Origin of the sequence: Nonomuraea aridisoli, from assembly GCF_003236395.1 — a bacterium.
Taxonomy (GTDB): Bacteria; Actinomycetota; Actinomycetes; order Streptosporangiales; family Streptosporangiaceae; genus Nonomuraea; species Nonomuraea aridisoli.
The window spans coordinates 1-18,493 of sequence record NZ_POUD01000187.1; the positions used below are offsets into that span (position 1 = coordinate 1).

Consider the following 18,493-nt stretch of genomic DNA (forward strand, 5'->3'; position numbering starts at 1 on the left):
GGCTGGGGATGGGGCGGGCGAAGTCGCGGGCCTTGCCCGTGGGTGTGAGAAGGGCCTCGCGGGCGTGCAGGACTCCCTCGACGCCTCGTGGGCCCTCCACCAGGAGCCTCAGGTGTTTGCTGGTCGCCGCCGTCGATCGGATCTGGGCCGCGCCGGCCGTGGACGGGACCTTCACCGCTTTCGCGATCGGGACCATGAGGCGTTCGATGCCCTCGTCGTCCAGGCGCAGGGCTCTGGTCAGCAGGTCGTGTTCCTCGCGGTCCAGCAGGCCCATGCGGCCCGATTCGCCGACCAGCATCGCGAGCTGGCGCGGCGTGCGCGTCGTCGCCAGCTCGTCTCTGGGCTGGACGCCGAAGAGGCGCAGGATGACGTTCGTCAGGGTGTTGAGCGACGTGAGCAGCGGGCTCATCACCGTGGTGAACGCGCGGAACGGGAACGTCAGGAGCAGCGCCGCCCGCTCCGGGTGGGTGAGCGCCCACGACTTCGGGGCCATCTCGCCCACCACCATGTGCAGGAACGTCACCAGCGCCAGCGAGAACGTCAGCGCGATCGGCAGCCGCATGGCCTCGGGCACGCCGGCCGCGGCGAAGACGGGCTCCAGGTAGTGCTCGATTGCCGGCTCGGTGACCTGGCCCAGGCCGAGCGTGCACAGGGTGATGCCCAGCTGGGCGCCGGCGAGCATGAGCGACAGCTTGCGCCCGCCGCCCACCGCCGACTTGGCGGCCAGCCTGACCATGCGGTTGCCGCCGGTGGCCATCTCCTCCAGGCGGTGGCGCCGCGAGGAGACGAAGGCGAACTCGGCCGCCACGAACAACGCGTTGAAGACCAGCAGCGCGACGCTGAGGATGATCAGGCTCATCGGCTCGCCTCCGCGTGCTGCTGGACCGGGACCACGCGCACCCACTCGGGGACGCGGCGGTTGAGCGACATGACCGTGAGCTGCGCCAGGTGCTCCTTCGCGTCCTCAGCGAACGGGTCGGAGTCGGGGGCGAGCGGCACGGTCACCGTGTCACCCGGGTTGGGCATGCGGCCGAGCCTGGCCAGGACGAGACCGGCGAGGGTGTCGTAGTCGTCGCTCTCCGGCAACGCCACACCTGTCGCGCGTTCGACCTCGTCCAGCCTGAGCCGGCCCGGGACCTCCCAGACGCCGTCGGGGTGCTCGACCGCGCCGGCCGGCTCGGGGTCGTTCTCGTCGACCAGCTCGCCGACCAGCTCCTCGGCCAGGTCCTCGATGGTGATGACGCCGGCCAGGCCGCCGTACTCGTCGATGACGCAGGCGATGTCGTCCCTGGCGACCCGCATGCGGTCGAGGACCGCCGGGAGCGGGACCGAGTCGGGCACCAGGAGAGCCTGGCGGGTGACGGCGCTGATGGGGCCGTGGTCCACGCCGGCGGCGAGCAGCTCGCGCACGCCGGTGACGCCTGCCACGTCGCCGTCGTCCCGGAGCACGGGGAAGCGGGAGTGGCCGCACTCGCGCATGGCGTCGAGCAGGTCGGAGACGGTCTGGGAGTCGCGCAGGGTCACCAGGCGCGGGCGGGGGACCATGATCTCCTCCGCCGTGCGGTCGCCGAACTCCAGCGCGCGTTCGAGCAGCTCGGAGAGTTTCGGCGGCAGCTCGCCCGCCCGGCTGGACTCCGCGATGATGCGCGAGAGCTCCTCGGGCGTGGCGCCGTGCTCGACCTCCTCCACCGGCTCGATGCCGACGAGCCGCAGCAGCCCGGAGGCGGCGGAGTCGAACATCCGGATGATCGGGCCGGCGACGGCGAGGTAGACGAGCGTCGAGCCGGCCAGGAACTTGGCGACCGGCTCGGGCCTGGCGATGCCGAGGTTCTTCGGGGCCAGCTCGCCGAGCACCATCTGCACCACGGTCGCCACGAACACGCCGATGGCCACGGAGACTCCCGTGATCATGGCGTCGGGCAGTCCCAGGTCGGTCAGCCAGGGGCGTACGAGTACGGCGATGGCGGGCTCGGCCAGGAAACCGACCAGCAGAGCCGTGACGGTGATGCCGAGCTGCGCGCCGGAGAGCATGAACGACAGGCGGGAGGTCACCCGCAGGGCCTTCTCCGCGGCGGCGTCACCGGCGGCGGCCTGCTCGCGCAGGATGCCGCGGTCGGCGGCGACGAAGGCGAATTCCTGGGCGACGAAGTAGCCCGTCGCCGCTGTGAGGAGAATGAGGGCCAAGAGGCCGAGATAGGCGCTCACCGCAGTGAGCCCTCAGAGGAACCCGTGCCTGAGCACGGGCAAAGACTCCACGGGTCCGGAGCGGACACGATCATCCCTTCGATAGAGGTCGTCCATAACCGTAACGACGTGGATGGCCTCTATGTTTCCGGGGTCACAGTCAGCCCGTTCCGCGTACTTTTCCGTGGCAAAACCTTGGCGGAGCGTCTTCACTGCTGGGGTTTGGACGTAGCGTCTATGACAAAGCGAAGGGGAGAAGGCGAAGTGTCTGAGGACGACCGGACGCGGGCCATGCGCTCGCCGGGCGACGGCCGCCCGCTGCCACCGCGGCCCGGCGACGGCCTGCGCTCGGGGGGCGCGCCCGCGCACCGGATGCCGTCGGGAGGGCCGGGAGCGCCCACGCACAAGCTTCCCGCCGCCTCCCAGATCCCCGAGCCGCCGCCGACGCCGCCGGGCGGCCGATCACGCGTGTACGGCAGGGAACGCTCGGGCAGCGGCCCCGTCAAACCGCTCAGGGGGCGACGGGACGAGCCGAGGGAGCCCAGGGGGCCGCGCAGGCGCGTGTCGGGCCGGACGATCCTGAAGATCATCGCCGGGGTGCTGGTGGCGATCCTGGTGGCGGCCGTGGGCATGTTCTTCTGGATTGACTCCAGGCTGGCGGGCATCGACGGCGTGCTCGACGACTACGAGGGCCGTCCGGCCGACACACCGGGCACCAACTGGCTGCTCGTCGGCTCCGACAGCCGCAAAGGCCTGACGGCCACGCAGCGCAGGAAGCTGGCCACCGGCCGGGCCGCCGGCCAGCGCACCGACTCGATGATGCTGCTGCACATCCCCGACGGCGGCGACCGGCCGACGCTGGTCAGCCTGCCGCGCGACTCCGCCGTCACCATCCCGGGCCGCGGGCGCGACAAGCTCAACTCCGCCTACGCCATCGGCGGCCCGCGGCTGCTGGTCCGCACCGTCGAGACCGTCACCGGGGTGCACGTCGACAACTACATGGAGATCGGCTTCGCCGGTTTCGTGGACATCGTGGACGCCATCGGCGGCGTCGAGATCAACGTGCGGGCCGCGGTCAACGACCCCAAGGCCGGCCTGAAGCTCAAGAAGGGCACGCAGGTGCTCAACGGCTCCCAGGCCCTCGGCTACGTCCGCACCCGCAAGGGCGGCGCGCTGCCCGACTTCGAGCGCACCAAGCGGCAGCGGCAGTTCCTCGGCGCGGTCGTGAAGAAGGCGGCCAGCCCGGGGGTGCTGCTCAACCCGTTCACCTCGATCCCGCTGGCCATGAGCGCCACGGACGCGGTCGAGGTCGACTCCAGCACGGGCGCGTTCGACATGCTCTCGCTGGGGCTGGCGATGGGCGACAGCCCGGTGACCACGGTGGTGCCGTTCGGGGGCAACGAGCTCATCCCGGGTGGCGGCACGGCGGTCAAGTGGGACCGCACGAAGGCGCTGGCGATCTTCAACGCCCTGAAGGAGGACAAGCCGGTGCCGAAGGACGTTCTCGACGGCGGCTGACCGGCGTCACTTGACCGGGGCCGCTTGACCGGCGCAGCTTGACCGGGGCCGCGCGGCGGTGAGCCGCGCGACCCATCCCCCGGTCAGCTCGCCGCGGTGGTGACCGTGGCGGCCATGACCGCGGTCATGGCGGCCGCGGTGGCGGCGGCGATGGTCTTGGCGACCGCGTCCGCCGCCCAGGCGCCCTCGGCGATCTCCTTGACGCGGGCCTTGTCGGCGTCGGGGAACGCCTTGCGGACGACGCTCGCCGCGTGGGCGACGGAGATGAGCACGGCCGTGCGGGCGTCGGGATCGGCGCCCGCCAGCACGGCCGAGACCCGCTCCCTGACGTCGGCCTCGACACCCGGGTGCGCCTCCGGCCAGCGGGTGACGGGGAAGACCCCGAGCACCTTGCCGCGCTCCTCCGACAGCACGCCCAAGGCCGCCAGCCGTGACAGCAGGCGCTGGCGTAGCTTGCCCGACTGCAGCTTCTGCACCCACCAGACCGGGCTCTTCACCTTCTCCTGCGCGACGACACGGGCCAGCACGGCGTCGAGCTCGTCGTCGCCCAGCGGGGACGGGTCCTTGACCGTCACCTTCTTGTCCGACAGCTCCACCCGGTCACCGACGGCCAGCTCGGCGAGCAGCGCGCCGGCGAGGGCCGGGTCGAGTTGCGCCGTGCTGACGAGGGGCCTGCCCTTGTCCTCGCTGAGGGCGAGCAGGAGGAGCTCTTCCGCGATCGTCACCATCATGCTTCGACACTAACCTCCCAGTCATGACCATTTCGGAGACGTTGCACGCGATCGGGCGCCCGTTGCTGCAGGCCCAGCTCGACCACCCCACGGTCGCCGGGATCGCCCGCGGAGACCTGCCCGAGCCGGTGTTCCGGTCGTGGCTGGAGCAGGACTACCTGTTCCTGCTGGACTACGTGCGGGTGTTCGCGCGGCTGGCCTGGCAGGCGCCGGACGCGCACCTGGGCGACCTGGTGGACCTGGCGCACTCCACGTACCACGACGAGCTGAGCCTGCACCGGAGCATGTCGGCCGAGTTCGGGGCTGACCTGGAGGGGGCGGTGAAGGGGCCGGCGTGCGCGGCGTACACGGGGTTCCTGCTGGAGTCGGCGGCGTCGTACGGGGAGGGGCTCGCGGCGCTGTATCCGTGCATGTGGGGATATTCGAACCTGGGGCGGATCCTGGCGGAGAACCCGCCCGCCGAGCCGCGCTACCGCGCCTGGGTGGACACGTACGCCGACCCGGGGTTCGCGGCGCTCGCCGCGCGGATCGGGGAGATGATCGACGAGGCCGATCCCGACCCGCGGCGGGCGGAAGCGCTGTTCAAGGAGGGGATGGCGCACGAGCTCGCGTTCTGGGACGTGCCCCGGTGACGGACCGTACTCTGGGGACATGCCGGAACTTCCCGAAGTGGAATCGCTCACCCACTTCCTGCGTGAGCGGGCCGTGGGCCGCACGGTCCTGGGGGTCGACGTGGTCGCGATCCAGGCGCTCAAGACGTTCGACCCGCCGGTCACCGCGCTCGGCGGGCTGACGATCGCCGGGGTGCGGCGGCACGGCAAGTTCCTCGACCTCGACTGCGACGGCCTCCACCTGGTCATCCACCTGGCCCGGGCGGGGTGGCTGCGCTGGCGCGACGACCTCTCGGGCGCCAAGCCCGTGCGGCCGGGCAAGGGGCCGCTGGCGGTGCGCGTACGGCTGGCGCCCGACGAGGAGGGGCTCGCACCGGGGTTCGAGCTGACGGAGGCGGGGACGCAGAAGCGCCTCGCCGTCTATGTCACGAAAAATCCGGATGATGTGCCCGGTGTCGCCGCCCTCGGCCCCGACCCCCTCGACGAGTCCTTCACCGTCGAGGCCCTCAAGCGCATCGTCGGCGGCAACCGCACCCAGATCAAGGGCCTGCTGCGCGACCAGAAGATCATCGCCGGCATCGGCAACGCCTACTCCGACGAGGTCCTGCACGCCGCGAAGATGTCGCCGTTCAAGATCGCCGCGACGCTGACCGACGCGCAGATCGCCGACCTGCACGAGGCCATCGTGACCACCCTGCGCGACGCCGTCGAACGCGCCCAGGGCCTCGCGGCCAAGGACCTCAAGGCCGAGAAGAAGTCGGGCCTGCGCGTCCACAACCGCACGGGCCAGCCGTGCGACGTCTGCGGCGACACGATCCGCGAGGTCTCCTTCGCCGACTCCTCGCTGCAGTACTGCCCCACCTGCCAGACGGGCGGCAAGCCGCTGGCCGACCGCCGCCTGTCCCGGCTGCTCAAGTAGCCCGTACGGGCACCCGCTCCGCGTCGCGGGCCCGCGCGCGCAGGCCGGCCGCGGCGATGACGGCGGCCAGCAGCGTGGCCGTCACCGGCACCACCAGGGCGGCCCGCATCGCGGCGAGCCCCGCCTCGGCGCCCGTCGCCGTGCCCAGGGCGGCCACGTTCACCGCCGTCACCGCCGACAGGCCGAGCGCCGCGCCGAACTGGAAGGAGGAGTTGATCAGGCCGCCGGCCAGGCCCTGCTCGTGCTCGGCGATGCCGTCGGTGGCCACGATGGTGAGCGGGCCGTAGACGAAGGCGAACATCAGGCCGATCAGCAACATCGACGGCAGCATGGCCGCGTACGCCCAGTCCAGGCCGACCCCGAGGAAGAGGGCGTAGGCCAGCAGGCCCGCGAGCAGGCCGGCGAACACGACCTTGGCGTTGCCGTACCGGTTGACCAGCCACGGGGTCAGGGTGGGGGCGAGCACCACGTCGGCGGCGGCGGCCAGCAGCGCCAGTCCGGTCTCGATGGTCGACCAGCCGCGCAGCTCCTGGAGGTAGAGCGTGACCAGGAACTGGAAGCCGAAGAACGAGGCCGTGAGCAGGGCGGCCGTCACGTTGGCCCGGACGAGCGCGGCCGACCTGAAGATGCCCAGGCGCACCAGCGGGTGGGCGGCGCGACGCTCCACGGCGACGAACGCCGCCAGCAGCGCGAGCCCGCCCGCGAAGGCGGCGACGGTGAGCGGCCACCCGCTCCGCGGGTGCTCCAGGCGTACGACGCCGTAGACCAGCAGCATCATCGCGGTCGTGACGAGAACGGCGCCGGTCAGGTCGAACCCGGTGGCGGCAGGACGTTCACCGGCCGGCTCCTTCAGCAACGGGACGGCGGCGGCCAGGATCGCGGCGGACATCAACACCGGCGCGAAGAACACCCAGCGCCAGCCGAACGCCGTCAGCAACCCGCCGATGACCAGGCCGAGCGCGAATCCGCCCGCGGCCGTGCCCGCGTAGATCAGCAGCGCCCGGTTCCGCGCCCGGCCCTCGGGAAAGGTCGTGGTGATCAGCGACAGGCCGGCCGGCGTCATGAACGCGGCGGCCACCCCCGTGACGAACCGCGCCACGAGCAGCACCCACCCCTCGTCCGCGAAGCCGCCGAGCCCCGAGAAGACGAGGAAGACCACCAGCCAGAGCAGGAACATCCGCCGCCGGCCCAGCAGGTCGGCCGCCCGGCCGCCGAGCAGCATGAAACCGCCGTAGCCGAGCACGTACGCGCTCACCACGCCGCTCAGCATGCCGGTGGACAACCCCAGGTCGGCCCGGATGGACGGGAGGGCGACGTTCAGCATGGCGACGTCGATGCCCTCCAGGAAGATGGCTCCGCACAGAACGGCGAGGACGCCCCAGGAACGGGCAGAAGCCGGCATCACGGTTACCTTTCGGCAGGTCGGTTATCTCTTGTAACCGTCCACATCATGGGCCAGTATGAAATGCCGTGGAAGACGGCACTTTGAGGTCACTCAGTTACTGCGAAGGCACCGTGGACGACGACTACGACGCGCGCCAGTGGGACACCCGGGAGGGCTGCGAGGTCCGCCAGATCCTCGACCGCGTCGCCGACAAGTGGTCGCTGCTGGTCATCGCCCTGCTCGACTGCCAGAGCCTCCGCTTCACCCAGCTCCGCCGCGAGATCGACGGCGTCAGCCAGCGCATGCTCAGCGTCACCCTGCGCCAGCTCGAACGCGACGGCCTGGTCAGCCGCACGGTCCACCCCGTGGTGCCGCCACGGGTCGACTACGCGCTGACGCCCCTCGGCCGTACGCTGCACCAGACCATCAAGGCCCTGGTCACGTGGACGGAGGAGCACCAGCAGGAGATCGCGGCGGCCCGTGCCGACTACGACGCGCGGCGCGAGATGATGGAGACATGACCGTTCCCGAGATCGAGGCCAACGCCCTTCCCGACGACGCCTACCTGCTCGACGTCCGCGAGCAGGAGGAATGGCTGGCGGGGCACGCGCCGCAGGCCGTCCACATCCCCATGACGCAGATTCAGGGCCGCGTCGACGAGGTTCCCGCCGACCGCACGGTCTACGTCGTCTGCCGGGTGGGCGGCCGGTCGATGCAGGTGGCGGCGTGGCTCAACCAGCTCGGCCGCGAAGCCGTCAACGTGGCGGGCGGCATGCAGTCGTGGGAGGCCGCGAGCCGCCCGATGGTGAGCGAGACCGGCCAGCCGCCGTTCGTCGCCTGAAACCGGACTCCCGTGGAGAGCCGGTCTGGCGGTCTGATGATGGGTTAGGGCATCATAGGGGCGGTAAAGCCGGGTTGATCCTGGTTTTGCCTTACATCCAACGCGGGAGCTTGGGGCTTACCAGGCTGAGAGGGCGACTGAGCGCCGTCGCCGACCGCACGAACCTGTCCGGATAATGCCGGCGTAGGGAGTGTGCGATGACGCACGGCGTCGAAGAAGTCCCCCTGACCCTCGAAGGCCGGCCGCCGAAGACGCTGGGCGTGCTCGACCAGGGTGCGCTCTGGGCCAACCTGGGGGTCAGCCTCCTCGGCTTCTCCGGGGCGCTGTTCCTGATCGACCCGCTCGGCGGCGTCCCGCTCTCGCTGGGCGCGGCGCTGCTCGCCACCGTGATCGGCAGCCTGATCGGCACGGCCATGGTCGGCTTGTCGGCCATCCCGGGCACCCGGACGGGACAGCCCGCGATGGTGCTGCTGCGCGGCCTGTTCGGGGCCAGGATGTCGTACGTCCCCACGGTGCTGAACATCGTGCAGATGCTCGGCTGGGGCGCCTTCGAGCTGTGGGTGATCGCCAAGGCGGCCACCGCGATGTTCGGCGGGATCCCGTACGAGGTGTGGGTGATCGTGGCGGGCGTGCTGACCACCGCGCTGACGATCTGGCCGCTCGGCGCGATCCGCGTGCTGCGCCGGTACGTCACCATCGGCGTGATCATCGCGATGCTCTGGTTCGCCTGGCACATGATCTCGGACGCGCCCCCGTACACGGGGGGCTCGTGGGAGGCGTTCGCGCCGGCGGTCGACTACGTGATCGCGCTGTCGGTGTCGTGGGTGCCGATGGCCGCCGACTTCGCCCGCCACTCCCGCTCCAGCAGGGCCGCGTTCACCGGCGTGGTCGGGGGCTACACGCTGGCCCAGGTGGCCTGCCTCGGCCTCGGCGTGTACGCGGTCGCGATCGCGGGAGCCGAGGCGGTGGCGGCCGACTCGACGTCGGTGTTCGGCACGTTCGTCGCGGTGCCGCTGGGCGTGCTGTTCTTCGCGATCCTGACGCTGCGCGAGACCGACCAGTCGTTCGCGAACGTCTACTCCACCACCATGTCGCTGCAGAACCTCATGCCGCGCGTGGACCGGCGGGTCTTCTCCGTCGCCATCGGCGTGCTGACCGTCGCGATCGCCCTGGTGGTGGACGTCAACTCCTACGGCGCGTTCCTGGGCGTGATCGGCGCGGTGTTCGTGCCGATGTTCGCGGTGCTCGCGGTCGAGTACTTCCTCTTCGGCGGCTCCCGCTCCTGGAACACCGCCGAGGACGCGCCCTCGCGCTGGTCGATGCTGGTGCCGTGGGCGCTCGGCTTCGTCGCGTACTGGCTGACCACCTCCACCCCGACCGTCGCCGGGTGGGACGGGATCTGGGCGGGCCTGCGCGAGGCCATCGGCTTCACCCGCGAGCCGTGGATGAACGGCGCCCTCGGCGGCGCCGTCGTCGCGGCCCTGGTGACCGCCGTGATCGGCCTGGTGCGGCGGCGCCGCTCAGTTGCCCGCTGAGGCGCGCCGCTCGACGTTGAGCAGGTGTTGCTTGGCGGCCGCGCCCCCGGCGTAGTCGCCGAGCGAGCCGTCGGCGCGCACCACCCGGTGACACGGGACGATCACGCAGACGGGGTTGGAGGCCAGCGCGTTGCCGATCGCCCGCAGTGCGCGCGGCCGGCCGATGCTCTCGCCGATCTCCTCCAGCGTCGTGGTGGTGCCGTACGGGACGCCCATCGTCTTCTGCAGCACCGTACGCGCGAACGGCGTGGCGAGCGTCAGGTCGACCGGCGTGGCGAACGCCCGCAGCCGGCCGGAGAAGTAGGCGTCGAGCTCCCGGCGCACCGGGTCGAGCCGGCGCGGATCGGGCCCGATGAAGTCGCCCATATGCCTGCTGATCAGCTCGAACACATCGTTTTCCGCCTCGAAGCTGCAGGCCGCGATGCCCTTGCCGGTCACCGCGAGCACGAGCCGGCCCACGGCGCCGTCGTAGGTGCCGAAGGCGATGTCGGGCGGCCTCACCCCTCGATAGGTGCTGGAGGTCACCCGTAGCAGGGCATCGAGATCGTAGCTCGACATACCCCTCACCCTCCCCACCCGTCGAGAATCACCGTGACCGCAGCGTATCGGACGGATCGCCCGACGCACCCACCGCGCCACGGGCACTATGGAGGTGTGGGGGACCAATGGGCCGGTAGTGACGAGGAGATCGCCCGCGCGGTGCTCGCCAGCTCACCCAACGCCGTGGTCGCGCTCGACCGCGACCAGACCGTTCTGGTGTGGAACGACGCGGCCGAGCGCATGTTCGGCTATCCGGCGCAGGAGGTGCTCGGGCGGCGGGCGCCGATCGTGCCCGACGAGCTGACCGCCGAGCACAACGCCGTGCTGGAGCGCGTACGCACCGGCGAGCCCGTGTCGCTGCGCACCAAGCGGCTGCGCCGCGACGGCACCGTGCTCGACCTCCGCGTGGACATCGGCGCCCTGCGCCTCGGCAGTGCCGTGGCCGGCTACGTCTGCGTGCACCACCCGGCGCGGGCCGACGAGCTCGCCCGGCACCGCATGGCGCGCCGGGCCAGGCTGGTGCGCCGGCTCACCGACGTGGTCGGCGACATCAACTCCGAGTTGGAGCTGCCCGCCGTGCTCGACCGGATCTCGGCCAGCCTCACCGAGCTGACCGGGGCGGACGCCGGCGGGTTCGTGCTCATCGAGGGCGAACGCCTGCGGCTGGTGAGCACGTACCGGCTGCCGGAGGCGCTCAGGGGCATCACCACCGACCTGCGCACGAGCCTGGTGGACAAGCTGTTACGCACCGGCAAGACCGTGCTGCTGGAGTCCGACGGGCTGGAGGACCTGGTGTGGGCGCGGCTCGACGGCCTGCACACCATCGCGCTGGGCCTCGCGGCCGTCGGCGGCCGTCCGTACGGCGCCCTGTACGCGCTGTTCGCCCGGCGCACCCCCGGACACCTGGAGCTGGAGCTGCTGGAGCTGCTCGCCGGCCACGCGGGCATCGCCGTCGGCAACGCGGTGGCCTACCAGGAGGCGGTACGCCAGCGGGCGCACGAGCGAGCCGTGTTCGACGCCAGCGCCGACGGCATCGCCCTGCTCGACCAGGACGGCCGCGTGGTCCGCTGGAACCCGGCCGCCGCCGGGCTGACCGGGCTGCCCGCCGAGACGGTCGTCGGCGGCCCGCCGCCGTTCCCGCTTCCCGAGGCCGGCGAGAAGGTCACCTACCAGCTCGACAGCGGGCGCTGGCTCGACGTCGTGGGCGCCCGCATCGAGGAGACGGGCGAGCTGGTGGTCGACTTCCGCGACGTGACCGCGGCCAAGGAGCTGGAGGAGGCCAAGGACCTGTTCCTCGCCACCACCAGCCACGAGTTGCGCACGCCGATCACGATCGTGCGGGGCTTCGCCGGCACCCTCGACGCGCGCTGGGACAAGATGAGCGACGGCGAGCGCCGCTCGGCCGTGCGCACGATCGCCGAGCGGTCGCGTTCGCTGGGCGAGCTGATGGACCACCTGCTGCTGGGCGCCAGGGCGGGGGCCGACGAGCTCAAGGTGCGCATGGAGCCGTTCGACCTGGCCGAGCGGATCGAGGGGGCCACGCTGGGGCTGCCCGAGCTGTCCGACCGGCACCGCGTCGAGGTGCTGGTGCCCGACGGGCTGCCGTACGTGCTGGGGGACGCGCTGGCCACCGACATCGTGCTCGGGCAGCTGCTGGAGAACGCGTTCAAGTACTCGCCGAAGGGCGGGCTGATCAGTGTGGCGGCCTGGCCCGAAGCCGAGAAAGTCGTCGTCGTGGTGGACGACGAAGGGGTTGGTATCGCACCACCTGACCGAGAGCGTATCTTTGAGCGTTTCGTACAGGTGGACAGCGGGGACAGGAGAAGGTTTGGTGGAGTTGGGCTCGGTCTCTACATCGTCCGTAGCCTGGCCAGAGCACAGGGGGGAGATGTCAGCGCTCATCCACGACCGGGGGGTGGCACGAGAATGCGGCTCGTTCTCAGATGCGCTTCCCCTATCCGATCCGACACACCGATGCGGTAACGAGGTGGTCACAGTTGAGCTGACCTATCGTCCAATGTGTACAAGCTGTGATCGAGATGCGGTTTCTGGGATTGAGTAACGGGGCATTTCGGTCGTACCGGGGAGTGTTCCCGCGGGGGGCACGGGTGAACGGGGAGGTGGGTGTGTCAAGCGTGGTGCTGCTGCCGTACGCGCCGTCCAGCGTCGCCGTTGCCCGCCAGCGTCTGAGCACTGACCTGCAGGAATGCGGGGTCTTCGCCACCGCCATCGACGACGCGGTGCTGGTGGTGAGCGAGTTGCTGAGCAACGCCCTGCGGCACGCGCATCCGCTGCCGTCGGGCATGGTGCGCGTGGCCTGGCTGCGCAGCGACGACCACATCGAGGTGGCGGTCAGCGACGGGGGCGCGGCGACCGAGCCCCGGGCGGGCCGCCCGACCCTCTCGTCGCTCGGCGGCCGGGGGCTCGGCATCGTGGAGTACGTGGCGGAGAGTTGGGGGGTCAGGCACGACGGCGAGACGACCACGGTCTGGGCCGTCCTGCCCGCCCCGGCGCAGTCGATGAACGGGCAGGTGGCGGCACTCAGAGAGGCCGGCTAGCGAGCACGGCCCGCTCTCCCGTGGCCCACGCCGTGGAGACGAGCAGATAGAGCCCCGCCGCGAGCGGCAACACCAGCGTCGCCACCACCGCCCCGTACGGCAGCACCTTCGAGATCCGCCGCATCAGCTCCGGCTGCTCCTCGGTCACCTTGATCTGCCGTTCCGACGACCACGCCACCGCGGCGACCAGCGCCACGATCGCGGCGAAGACCAAAACCGGGGTGCTGAACAGACCGTAATGCGCCACCAGCCCCGCCACCTGCTGCCCCAGCGGCGCCCCGAACAGGTCATGTCCGGCCAGCGCCGTCGGATGCGTGGCCACCCGGTACATCAGCCACATGAACGGCACCTGCGCCAGCCCGGGCAGCACCCCGGCGAACGGCGAGGCCCCCTCTGCGGCGTAGAGCGCCGACAACTCCTTCGACATCCGCTGCGGATCCCGGCCGTGGCGCTCGCGCAGCTTGCGCAGCTTCGGCGCGAGCCGTTCGCGGATCTTCGCCGCGCGGGCCTGGCGGACGCTCAAGGGCAGCAGCACCAGCCGTACGGCCAGCGTGAACAGCACGATGCCGAGCGCGGCATCGCCCCCGGACAGGGTGAAGACGAGCGTGACAAGAGAATCGATCATGAGCCCTGGTTCCTCGGTTCGTGGGGAAGGGGCTCACGCGAGGAGCCCCGCTTATCGGCAGAAAGCGGGGCGGAGCTAGGGCGCTCGTGGACGCGGCCGACCGGCCGCGTCGGGATCGCGCCGCCGCACGAACGGCGTGCGGCGCGCGTAGGCCGACGGGAAGCCCGCGAGCTCCCCGCCGGGGACGGGCAGCGACACGGCCGCCCACGTGACCAGCAACAGGACCGCCATCATGGTGATCCCGAGCAGCCACGGATCGAACAGGAAGTGCGTCAAGAGCGTGACGACCTGCTGATCACGGTGACCGCGACGAAGACGAGCAGGGCGATCACACCGACGATCAAGGCGAGCTTGATCAACCACATCACCATCGGAATGACGAAGGTGAACAGCACGAAGAGGCCGAGCACGGCCCCGATGACGAGCATGACGACTCTACCCATGACGCCACCGTACGTCCTCGGGGCATGAGCCGCGAGGCTTACGAACCAATGACGTCTTCGTCGGCTCCGACTGACCCGGCCGTACCGTGAAGAGGTGAACACCCGCATCCTGGTCGTCGACGACGATCCCACCGTCTCCGAGGTCGTGGCGCGCTATCTCGAACGCGACGGGCACGAGGTGGAGTGCGTGGGCGACGGCGCGGAGGCGTTGCGCAGGGCGCTGGCGAGCCCGCCCGACCTCATGGTGCTCGACCTCATGCTGCCCAAGATCGACGGCCTGCAGGTGTGCAGGAAGCTGCGGGAACGCTGGCCCGTACCGGTGATCATGCTGACCGCGCTCGGCGAGGAGATCGACCGGGTGGTCGGGCTGGAGACCGGCGCCGACGACTACGTGACCAAGCCGTTCAGCCCGCGCGAGCTGGCGCTGCGCGTGCAGTCCGTGCTGCGGCGGGCGCGCGGGGCCTCCGTGACCGGCGGCACCGGCGTGCTGCGCGACGGCGACCTGGTGGTGGACGTCGGCGCGCACGAGGTGCGTCTGCGTGAGGCCGAGGTGCTGCTGACGGCCAGGGAGTTCGACCTGCTGGCCTATCTCATGCGCAACCCGCGCCAGGCGTTCAGCCGCTCGGCGCTGCTCAACCAGGTGTGGGGGTGGTCGTTCGGCGACTCCTCCACGGTGACCGTGCACGTGCGGCGGCTGCGGGAGAAGATCGAGCCCGACCCGACCGCGCCGCGCAGGATCGTGACGGTGTGGGGCGTCGGCTACCGGTACGAGCCCCTGGAAGGGGCTTCCTGATGGCCGTGCCGCCGGCGGTCGCCGCGGGGGAGCTGCCGACGGTGGTGGCCGTCACGGCGGGGCTCGGGCTGGTCGTGGCGCTGGCCGGCATCTGGGTGATGGGGCGGCTGCGGACCAAGTCGATCGGCGTGATGCTGGCCGTGGTCGTGGTGGTCGCGGTGGCGGCCACACTGGCCGGGGTCGTGGCGATCATCATGAAGATGATCATCGAAGGTCCGATCAAGGACTTCGTGCTGAGCGTCGTCGCCGTGGGCGGGCTGGTGGGGCTCGGGGTGGCGTTCGTGTTGTCCAAACGGGTGGTCGGGGAGAGCAGGCGGCTGGTGGCCGCCGTACGTCACCTGCCGTTCGCCGCGCCCCAGGGGCTGCCCGCCGAGCTGCAGACCATCGCCAACACCCTGGAGGAGGCGTACGCGCGCGAACAGGCCCTGGAAGGGGCGCGGCGGGAGCTCGTGGCGTGGGTGAGCCACGACCTGCGCACCCCGCTGGCCGGGATGCGGGCCATGGCCGAGGCGCTCGAGGACGGCGTGGTGACCGACCCCGAGACCGTCGCGCGCTACCACCGGCAGATCAAGCTCGAGGTGGAGCGGCTGTCGGGGATGGTGGACGACCTGTTCGAGCTGTCGCGGATCCACGCCGGGGCGCTGCGGTTGTCGCGGGCCAGGATCGGGCTGGCCGACCTGGTCGCCGACACGCTGGCCGGCGCGGAGCCGCTCGCCCGGGCCAAGGGCGTCATGCTGACGGCCGAGGCGTCCGACGCGGTGCCGGTGGAGGCCGACGCGGGGGCGCTCGGCCGGGCCCTCGGCAACCTGGTCGTCAACGCCATCAGGCACACGCCGTCGGACCGGACCGTCGTGCTGCGGGCCGGGGTGGACGACGGCAAGGCCTGCCTGTCGGTGACCGACTGCTGCGGGGGGATTCCGGAGGAGGACCTGCCGCGGGTGTTCGAGGTGGCGTTCAGGGGGGAGACCGCGCGTACGCCGACCGCCGACGGCGGGGCCGGGCTGGGCCTGGCCATCGCGCAGGGCATCGTGGAGGCGCACGAAGGTGAGATCGCCGTCGTCAACGACGGGCCGGGGTGCCGGTTCGAGATCCGGCTGCCGCTGAGCGGGTCAGGCGCTCTCCTGGAGTGAGTCGGGCAGGTCGCGAGGCGTGCCGAACGACTCCGACATCGCACGAAATGTCGGGCAGGGCCAGCGCCACATGCAGCTCCGGCACCGCAGGATCGGGTGAGCGGCGTCGCTCGTGATGCCCCCGGCGTCGCGCGGCTGGTGGAGGTCGAGCAGCCTGAGCCCGAGCTCGGCGAACCTGATCAGCTCGGTGCGCGCCCCGGCCAGGAACTCGAGGTCCTCGATCTGGAGTCGGGCGCGGATGGGGACGTAGCCGTCGCGGTTGACCAGGCCGCGCAGCCGCGCCGCCTGGTCATGCCATGACGTGGCCTTCTCTGTGTGGACGAGGATGGTCTCCAGCAGTTCGCGGAGGCCCTGGCGCTGAGGATCTTCGGGTCTGTCTGCGTTCATCGATCCGGGGCCTGCCGGGCGTGCCCCAGCCCCTCCTTCGCCGTGAAGCGGTGCCGGTTCCGGTGTCACGCTGTCAAGCTTCGCGTACTCTCCGTTTTCTTGGAGCCCAAACGCCGGACAAAAACCCGCCGTTCCCCTATCGGCGTGACAACGTGACCGGAAGCGCTCGCGCCGCTAGCCTGCCCATGTGGAGCTCAAGGTCTCGACTCGATCACAAGCCGGGTGCGCACTCGTTGCCATCACCGGAGAAATCGACCTCTATACGGCGCCCCACCTGCAATCCGAGTTCACTCGGCTGCTGCAGGACGGGCCCAGCCGGGTGGTCATCGACATGTCCTCCGTGGATTTCTGCGACTCCACGGGGATGAACGTCCTGCTGTCCGCGCTCAAACGGATGAAGGAGCGGGGAGGCGCGCTCGAGGTGGCCGCGCCACGGCCGGCCGTACGCAAGATCCTGCAGGTCACGGGGCTCGACTCGGTCTTCACCGTGCACGACGAGGTGCCGAAGGAGTTCCTCATCAGCGAGAAGTCGTGACAGTTGCGGGATCATGGACGAGGAGTCTTCGGGCGGAGGTAGGGCGACGATGAGCGGCAACGGCGACACGGCGGTCGTGATCCCGGCCGCCAACGAGGCCGACCGCATCGCGGCCACGGTGACGGCGGCGGCGGCCCTTCCCGGCGTCGGCCTCATCGTGGTCGTCGACGACGGCTCCTCCGACCAGACCGGCAGGGTGGCGCGCGCGGCCGGAGCCCGCGTGGTGCGCCACAGCCGCAACCGGGGCAAGGCCGCCGCGATGGAGACGGGCGCCGAAGCCGTACGCCTCCTCGACGAGGGCGGCGTCTCCCGTCACCTGCTCTTCCTCGACGCCGACCTGGGCGACACCGCCCGGGCCGCCGCGCCGCTCATCGAGCCCGTACGCGCGGGCACGGCCGACATGACGATCGCCATGTTCGCCACCCGGGTGAAGCTCGGCGGCCACGGGTTAGTCGTCCGCCTGTCGAAGGAGGGCATCCGCAGGGCGACCGGCTTCGAGGCCGCCCAGCCGCTCAACGGGCAGCGCTGCCTCACCCGGGCGGCCTTCGAGGCGGCCCGGCCGCTGGCACACGGGTTCGGGGTGGAGACGGCGCTGACGATCGACCTGCTGCGCAAGGGGTTCCGCGTGGTGGAGGTCGAGGTCGACATGGCCCATCGCGCGACCGGCACCGACTGGCGCGCCCAGCTCCACCGGGCCAGGCAACTCCGCGACGTCGCCCTCGCGCTTGCCGCACGCGAGCCGGTGGTCGTACGCAACCTCGACAAACTCCTGCCCAAACGCTGAGCCCCTCGCCGCCCGGCACTTGCCGTCTGTCTGGAGGCCCAGATGGCGGCGCCATCGTCCGAACGGAGCGCGGCCGCCCTGCTGGGGCCGGCGCTCCGGATTCTGATCGACGGGCTCGTCCCCGGCGGCGAGGCATCAAGGTCCTGGCGCTGTAGCCACAGGTCCAGCAGGCCATGGACGTGCTTCGACGTGGTGGACGACCGCGTGCACGCGCCGAACAGGAGCCGGGCCCGTCACAGCTCGCCGGCGAACATGGCGTCTCGATCCCCAGGAGGCCCGGACCTCGTTGACGGGTTGTCCTCTTGATCACCTGATCGTCGACCGATGATCAGTCGACCCGAGCACGCTCAGGCGCTCTATGACGCTCATCCTGAGAAGGCCCTGAAGAGATCTCGCAGCGCGATGGCGTCTCTGCTTGATGGCGGTTCCGCTCCTGCCAGGGCAGATCAGCCTCACTCATGCGACGCAGGTTCGTGCGTGCCCATGCCGGGTCGTCCTCCAGCTCGTCGACCTGTCGGCGGAGCGCATCCCGGTCGGTTCTGAGGCCATCACTCAACGTCGAGGGAAACCGTCTCTGCCGCCACACCGCGGCAGTGGGACGGCATTCGCCGTTTCGCGCAGGTGAGAGGCACTCGGGGCCGGTGGCTTCGTGCAGGGCGCGCTGGTTATCCACAGGGTGTGCGGCTGGCGGATCGAGTGAGGTGTGCGCGCTGGGGCATCCAGTGAGGTGTCCGGGCTACGGTGCGTCGGCGGCGCCCGGTGAGCCGGGCGGTAGGGGATGGCCGCCGCGCCCGCCTGGTCCTCGCCGGCCTGGACGGCCGGACGAGCCCATGCTCGCCCCTACGGCAGGCGATGGCGCATCGCCAGGGGCCGCTCGGTCCGGTGCGGGCTCCACCTGGCGCGAACTGGGCGGTGGGGGCTCACGCTCGCTCGCGCCGGGCTGCGGGACCTGGGCTGGAGGGCGGTGTTCGGGGT

At 71.2% G+C, this 18,493-nt stretch carries 21 protein-coding genes and 1 riboswitch; of the genes, 12 read left to right on the forward strand and 9 right to left on the reverse strand.

What is annotated here, in order from left to right; genetic code table 11:
* Both C1J01_RS32900 and C1J01_RS32905 read right to left on the reverse strand, forming a co-directional pair.
* Nucleotides 1-859, reverse strand: an 859-nt coding sequence (locus C1J01_RS32900) for a CNNM domain-containing protein (RefSeq protein WP_111182866.1), incomplete at its 3' end; no start/stop codon positions are given.
* Nucleotides 856-2,205, reverse strand: a complete 1,350-nt coding sequence (locus tag C1J01_RS32905; RefSeq protein WP_111182867.1) for a hemolysin family protein — start codon at nt 2,203-2,205, stop codon at nt 856-858. The genes C1J01_RS32905 and C1J01_RS32900, both read right to left, overlap by 4 nt.
* 243 nt (nt 2,206-2,448) lie before the next feature.
* On the opposite strand from C1J01_RS32905, the gene C1J01_RS32910 reads away from it, so the two are divergent.
* Nucleotides 2,449-3,702 (forward strand): LCP family protein, encoded by a 1,254-nt coding sequence (locus C1J01_RS32910; protein ID WP_235854829.1) that lies wholly within the window; start codon nt 2,449-2,451, stop codon nt 3,700-3,702.
* A gap of 83 nt (nt 3,703-3,785) precedes the next feature.
* Here the strand turns inward: C1J01_RS32910 and C1J01_RS32915 are convergent, their stop codons facing one another.
* On the reverse strand, nt 3,786-4,433 hold the full coding sequence (locus tag C1J01_RS32915; RefSeq protein ID WP_111182869.1) for a GOLPH3/VPS74 family protein: 648 nt from the start codon (nt 4,431-4,433) through the stop codon (nt 3,786-3,788).
* Between the two features lie 23 nt (nt 4,434-4,456).
* Here C1J01_RS32915 and C1J01_RS32920 point away from each other — a divergent pair, with 23 nt between their 5' ends.
* Together C1J01_RS32920 and C1J01_RS32925 are read left to right on the forward strand one after the other, a co-directional pair.
* The gene (locus C1J01_RS32920) at nt 4,457-5,065 is read left to right on the forward strand and encodes a TenA family protein (protein WP_111182870.1); all 609 of its coding nucleotides are present in this window, start codon (nt 4,457-4,459) and stop codon (nt 5,063-5,065) included.
* Between the two features lie 19 nt (nt 5,066-5,084).
* On the forward strand, nt 5,085-5,963 hold the full coding sequence (locus C1J01_RS32925) for an Fpg/Nei family DNA glycosylase (protein ID WP_111182871.1): 879 nt from the start codon (nt 5,085-5,087) through the stop codon (nt 5,961-5,963).
* Here the strand turns inward: C1J01_RS32925 and C1J01_RS32930 are convergent.
* A complete protein-coding gene (locus C1J01_RS32930; protein ID WP_111182872.1) occupies nt 5,956-7,365 on the reverse strand; it encodes an MFS transporter in 1,410 nt (469 codons plus the stop codon). The two genes, C1J01_RS32925 and C1J01_RS32930, sit on opposite strands and share 8 nt — an antisense overlap.
* A gap of 113 nt (nt 7,366-7,478) precedes the next feature.
* On the opposite strand from C1J01_RS32930, the gene C1J01_RS32935 reads away from it, so the two are divergent.
* The 3 genes from C1J01_RS32935 to C1J01_RS32945 all read left to right on the forward strand — a co-directional run bounded on the left by C1J01_RS32935 (nt 7,479) and on the right by C1J01_RS32945 (nt 9,723).
* Nucleotides 7,479-7,868: a winged helix-turn-helix transcriptional regulator gene (locus C1J01_RS32935; protein WP_235854830.1), complete on the forward strand. Its 390-nt coding sequence runs from the start codon at nt 7,479-7,481 to the stop codon at nt 7,866-7,868.
* Nucleotides 7,865-8,188 (forward strand): rhodanese-like domain-containing protein, encoded by a 324-nt coding sequence (locus tag C1J01_RS32940; protein ID WP_111182874.1) that lies wholly within the window; start codon nt 7,865-7,867, stop codon nt 8,186-8,188. The genes C1J01_RS32935 and C1J01_RS32940 overlap by 4 nt, the downstream gene beginning before the upstream one ends.
* A gap of 92 nt (nt 8,189-8,280) precedes the next feature.
* Nucleotides 8,281-8,395, forward strand: a riboswitch (TPP riboswitch).
* Entirely contained in the window at nt 8,386-9,723 is a 1,338-nt protein-coding gene (locus C1J01_RS32945; protein WP_111182875.1) for a purine-cytosine permease family protein, read from the forward strand. (Overlaps the previous riboswitch by 10 nt.)
* On the opposite strand, the gene C1J01_RS32950 is transcribed toward C1J01_RS32945, so the two are convergent.
* Nucleotides 9,709-10,281, reverse strand: coding sequence for a methylated-DNA--[protein]-cysteine S-methyltransferase (locus C1J01_RS32950; RefSeq protein WP_111182876.1), 573 nt, complete (start codon nt 10,279-10,281; stop codon nt 9,709-9,711). The two genes, C1J01_RS32945 and C1J01_RS32950, sit on opposite strands and share 15 nt — an antisense overlap.
* Before the next feature lie 96 nt (nt 10,282-10,377).
* Here C1J01_RS32950 and C1J01_RS32955 point away from each other — a divergent pair, with 96 nt between their 5' ends.
* Together C1J01_RS32955 and C1J01_RS32960 are read left to right on the forward strand one after the other, a co-directional pair.
* A complete protein-coding gene (locus C1J01_RS32955) occupies nt 10,378-12,246 on the forward strand; it encodes a sensor histidine kinase (RefSeq protein ID WP_111182877.1) in 1,869 nt (622 codons plus the stop codon).
* Between the two features lie 143 nt (nt 12,247-12,389).
* On the forward strand, nt 12,390-12,821 hold the full coding sequence (locus C1J01_RS32960; RefSeq protein WP_235854831.1) for an ATP-binding protein: 432 nt from the start codon (nt 12,390-12,392) through the stop codon (nt 12,819-12,821).
* Here the strand turns inward: C1J01_RS32960 and C1J01_RS32965 are convergent.
* From C1J01_RS32965 to C1J01_RS50275, 3 genes are all read right to left on the reverse strand, one after another.
* A complete protein-coding gene (locus C1J01_RS32965) occupies nt 12,805-13,446 on the reverse strand; it encodes a YidC/Oxa1 family membrane protein insertase (protein ID WP_111182878.1) in 642 nt (213 codons plus the stop codon). The two genes, C1J01_RS32960 and C1J01_RS32965, sit on opposite strands and share 17 nt — an antisense overlap.
* A gap of 75 nt (nt 13,447-13,521) precedes the next feature.
* On the reverse strand, nt 13,522-13,722 hold the full coding sequence (locus C1J01_RS32970; protein ID WP_111182879.1) for a DUF6412 domain-containing protein: 201 nt from the start codon (nt 13,720-13,722) through the stop codon (nt 13,522-13,524).
* The gene (locus C1J01_RS50275; RefSeq protein WP_181449090.1) at nt 13,719-13,889 is read right to left on the reverse strand and encodes a hypothetical protein; all 171 of its coding nucleotides are present in this window, start codon (nt 13,887-13,889) and stop codon (nt 13,719-13,721) included. The genes C1J01_RS32970 and C1J01_RS50275 overlap by 4 nt, the downstream gene beginning before the upstream one ends.
* A 94-nt stretch (nt 13,890-13,983) precedes the next feature.
* Here C1J01_RS50275 and C1J01_RS32975 point away from each other — a divergent pair, with 94 nt between their 5' ends.
* Both C1J01_RS32975 and C1J01_RS32980 read left to right on the forward strand, forming a co-directional pair.
* Nucleotides 13,984-14,682 carry a response regulator transcription factor gene (locus C1J01_RS32975; RefSeq protein ID WP_111182880.1) on the forward strand — a complete coding sequence of 233 codons (699 nt, stop codon included), beginning with the start codon at nt 13,984-13,986 and terminating at the stop codon, nt 14,680-14,682.
* A complete protein-coding gene (locus C1J01_RS32980) occupies nt 14,682-15,812 on the forward strand; it encodes a sensor histidine kinase (RefSeq protein WP_111182881.1) in 1,131 nt (376 codons plus the stop codon). The genes C1J01_RS32975 and C1J01_RS32980 overlap by 1 nt, the downstream gene beginning before the upstream one ends.
* On the opposite strand, the gene C1J01_RS32985 is transcribed toward C1J01_RS32980, so the two are convergent.
* A complete protein-coding gene (locus C1J01_RS32985) occupies nt 15,792-16,199 on the reverse strand; it encodes a hypothetical protein (RefSeq protein WP_111182882.1) in 408 nt (135 codons plus the stop codon). The genes C1J01_RS32980 and C1J01_RS32985 overlap by 21 nt on opposite strands.
* A 187-nt stretch (nt 16,200-16,386) precedes the next feature.
* Between C1J01_RS32985 and C1J01_RS32990 the strand changes: the two genes are divergently transcribed.
* Together C1J01_RS32990 and C1J01_RS32995 are read left to right on the forward strand one after the other, a co-directional pair.
* Complete coding sequence (locus tag C1J01_RS32990; protein ID WP_111182883.1) at nt 16,387-16,734, forward strand: STAS domain-containing protein; 348 nt, start codon at nt 16,387-16,389, stop codon at nt 16,732-16,734.
* 49 nt (nt 16,735-16,783) lie between these two features.
* Nucleotides 16,784-17,518 (forward strand): glycosyltransferase family 2 protein, encoded by a 735-nt coding sequence (locus C1J01_RS32995; protein WP_111182884.1) that lies wholly within the window; start codon nt 16,784-16,786, stop codon nt 17,516-17,518.
* Nucleotides 17,519-18,493 lie beyond the last annotated feature (975 nt).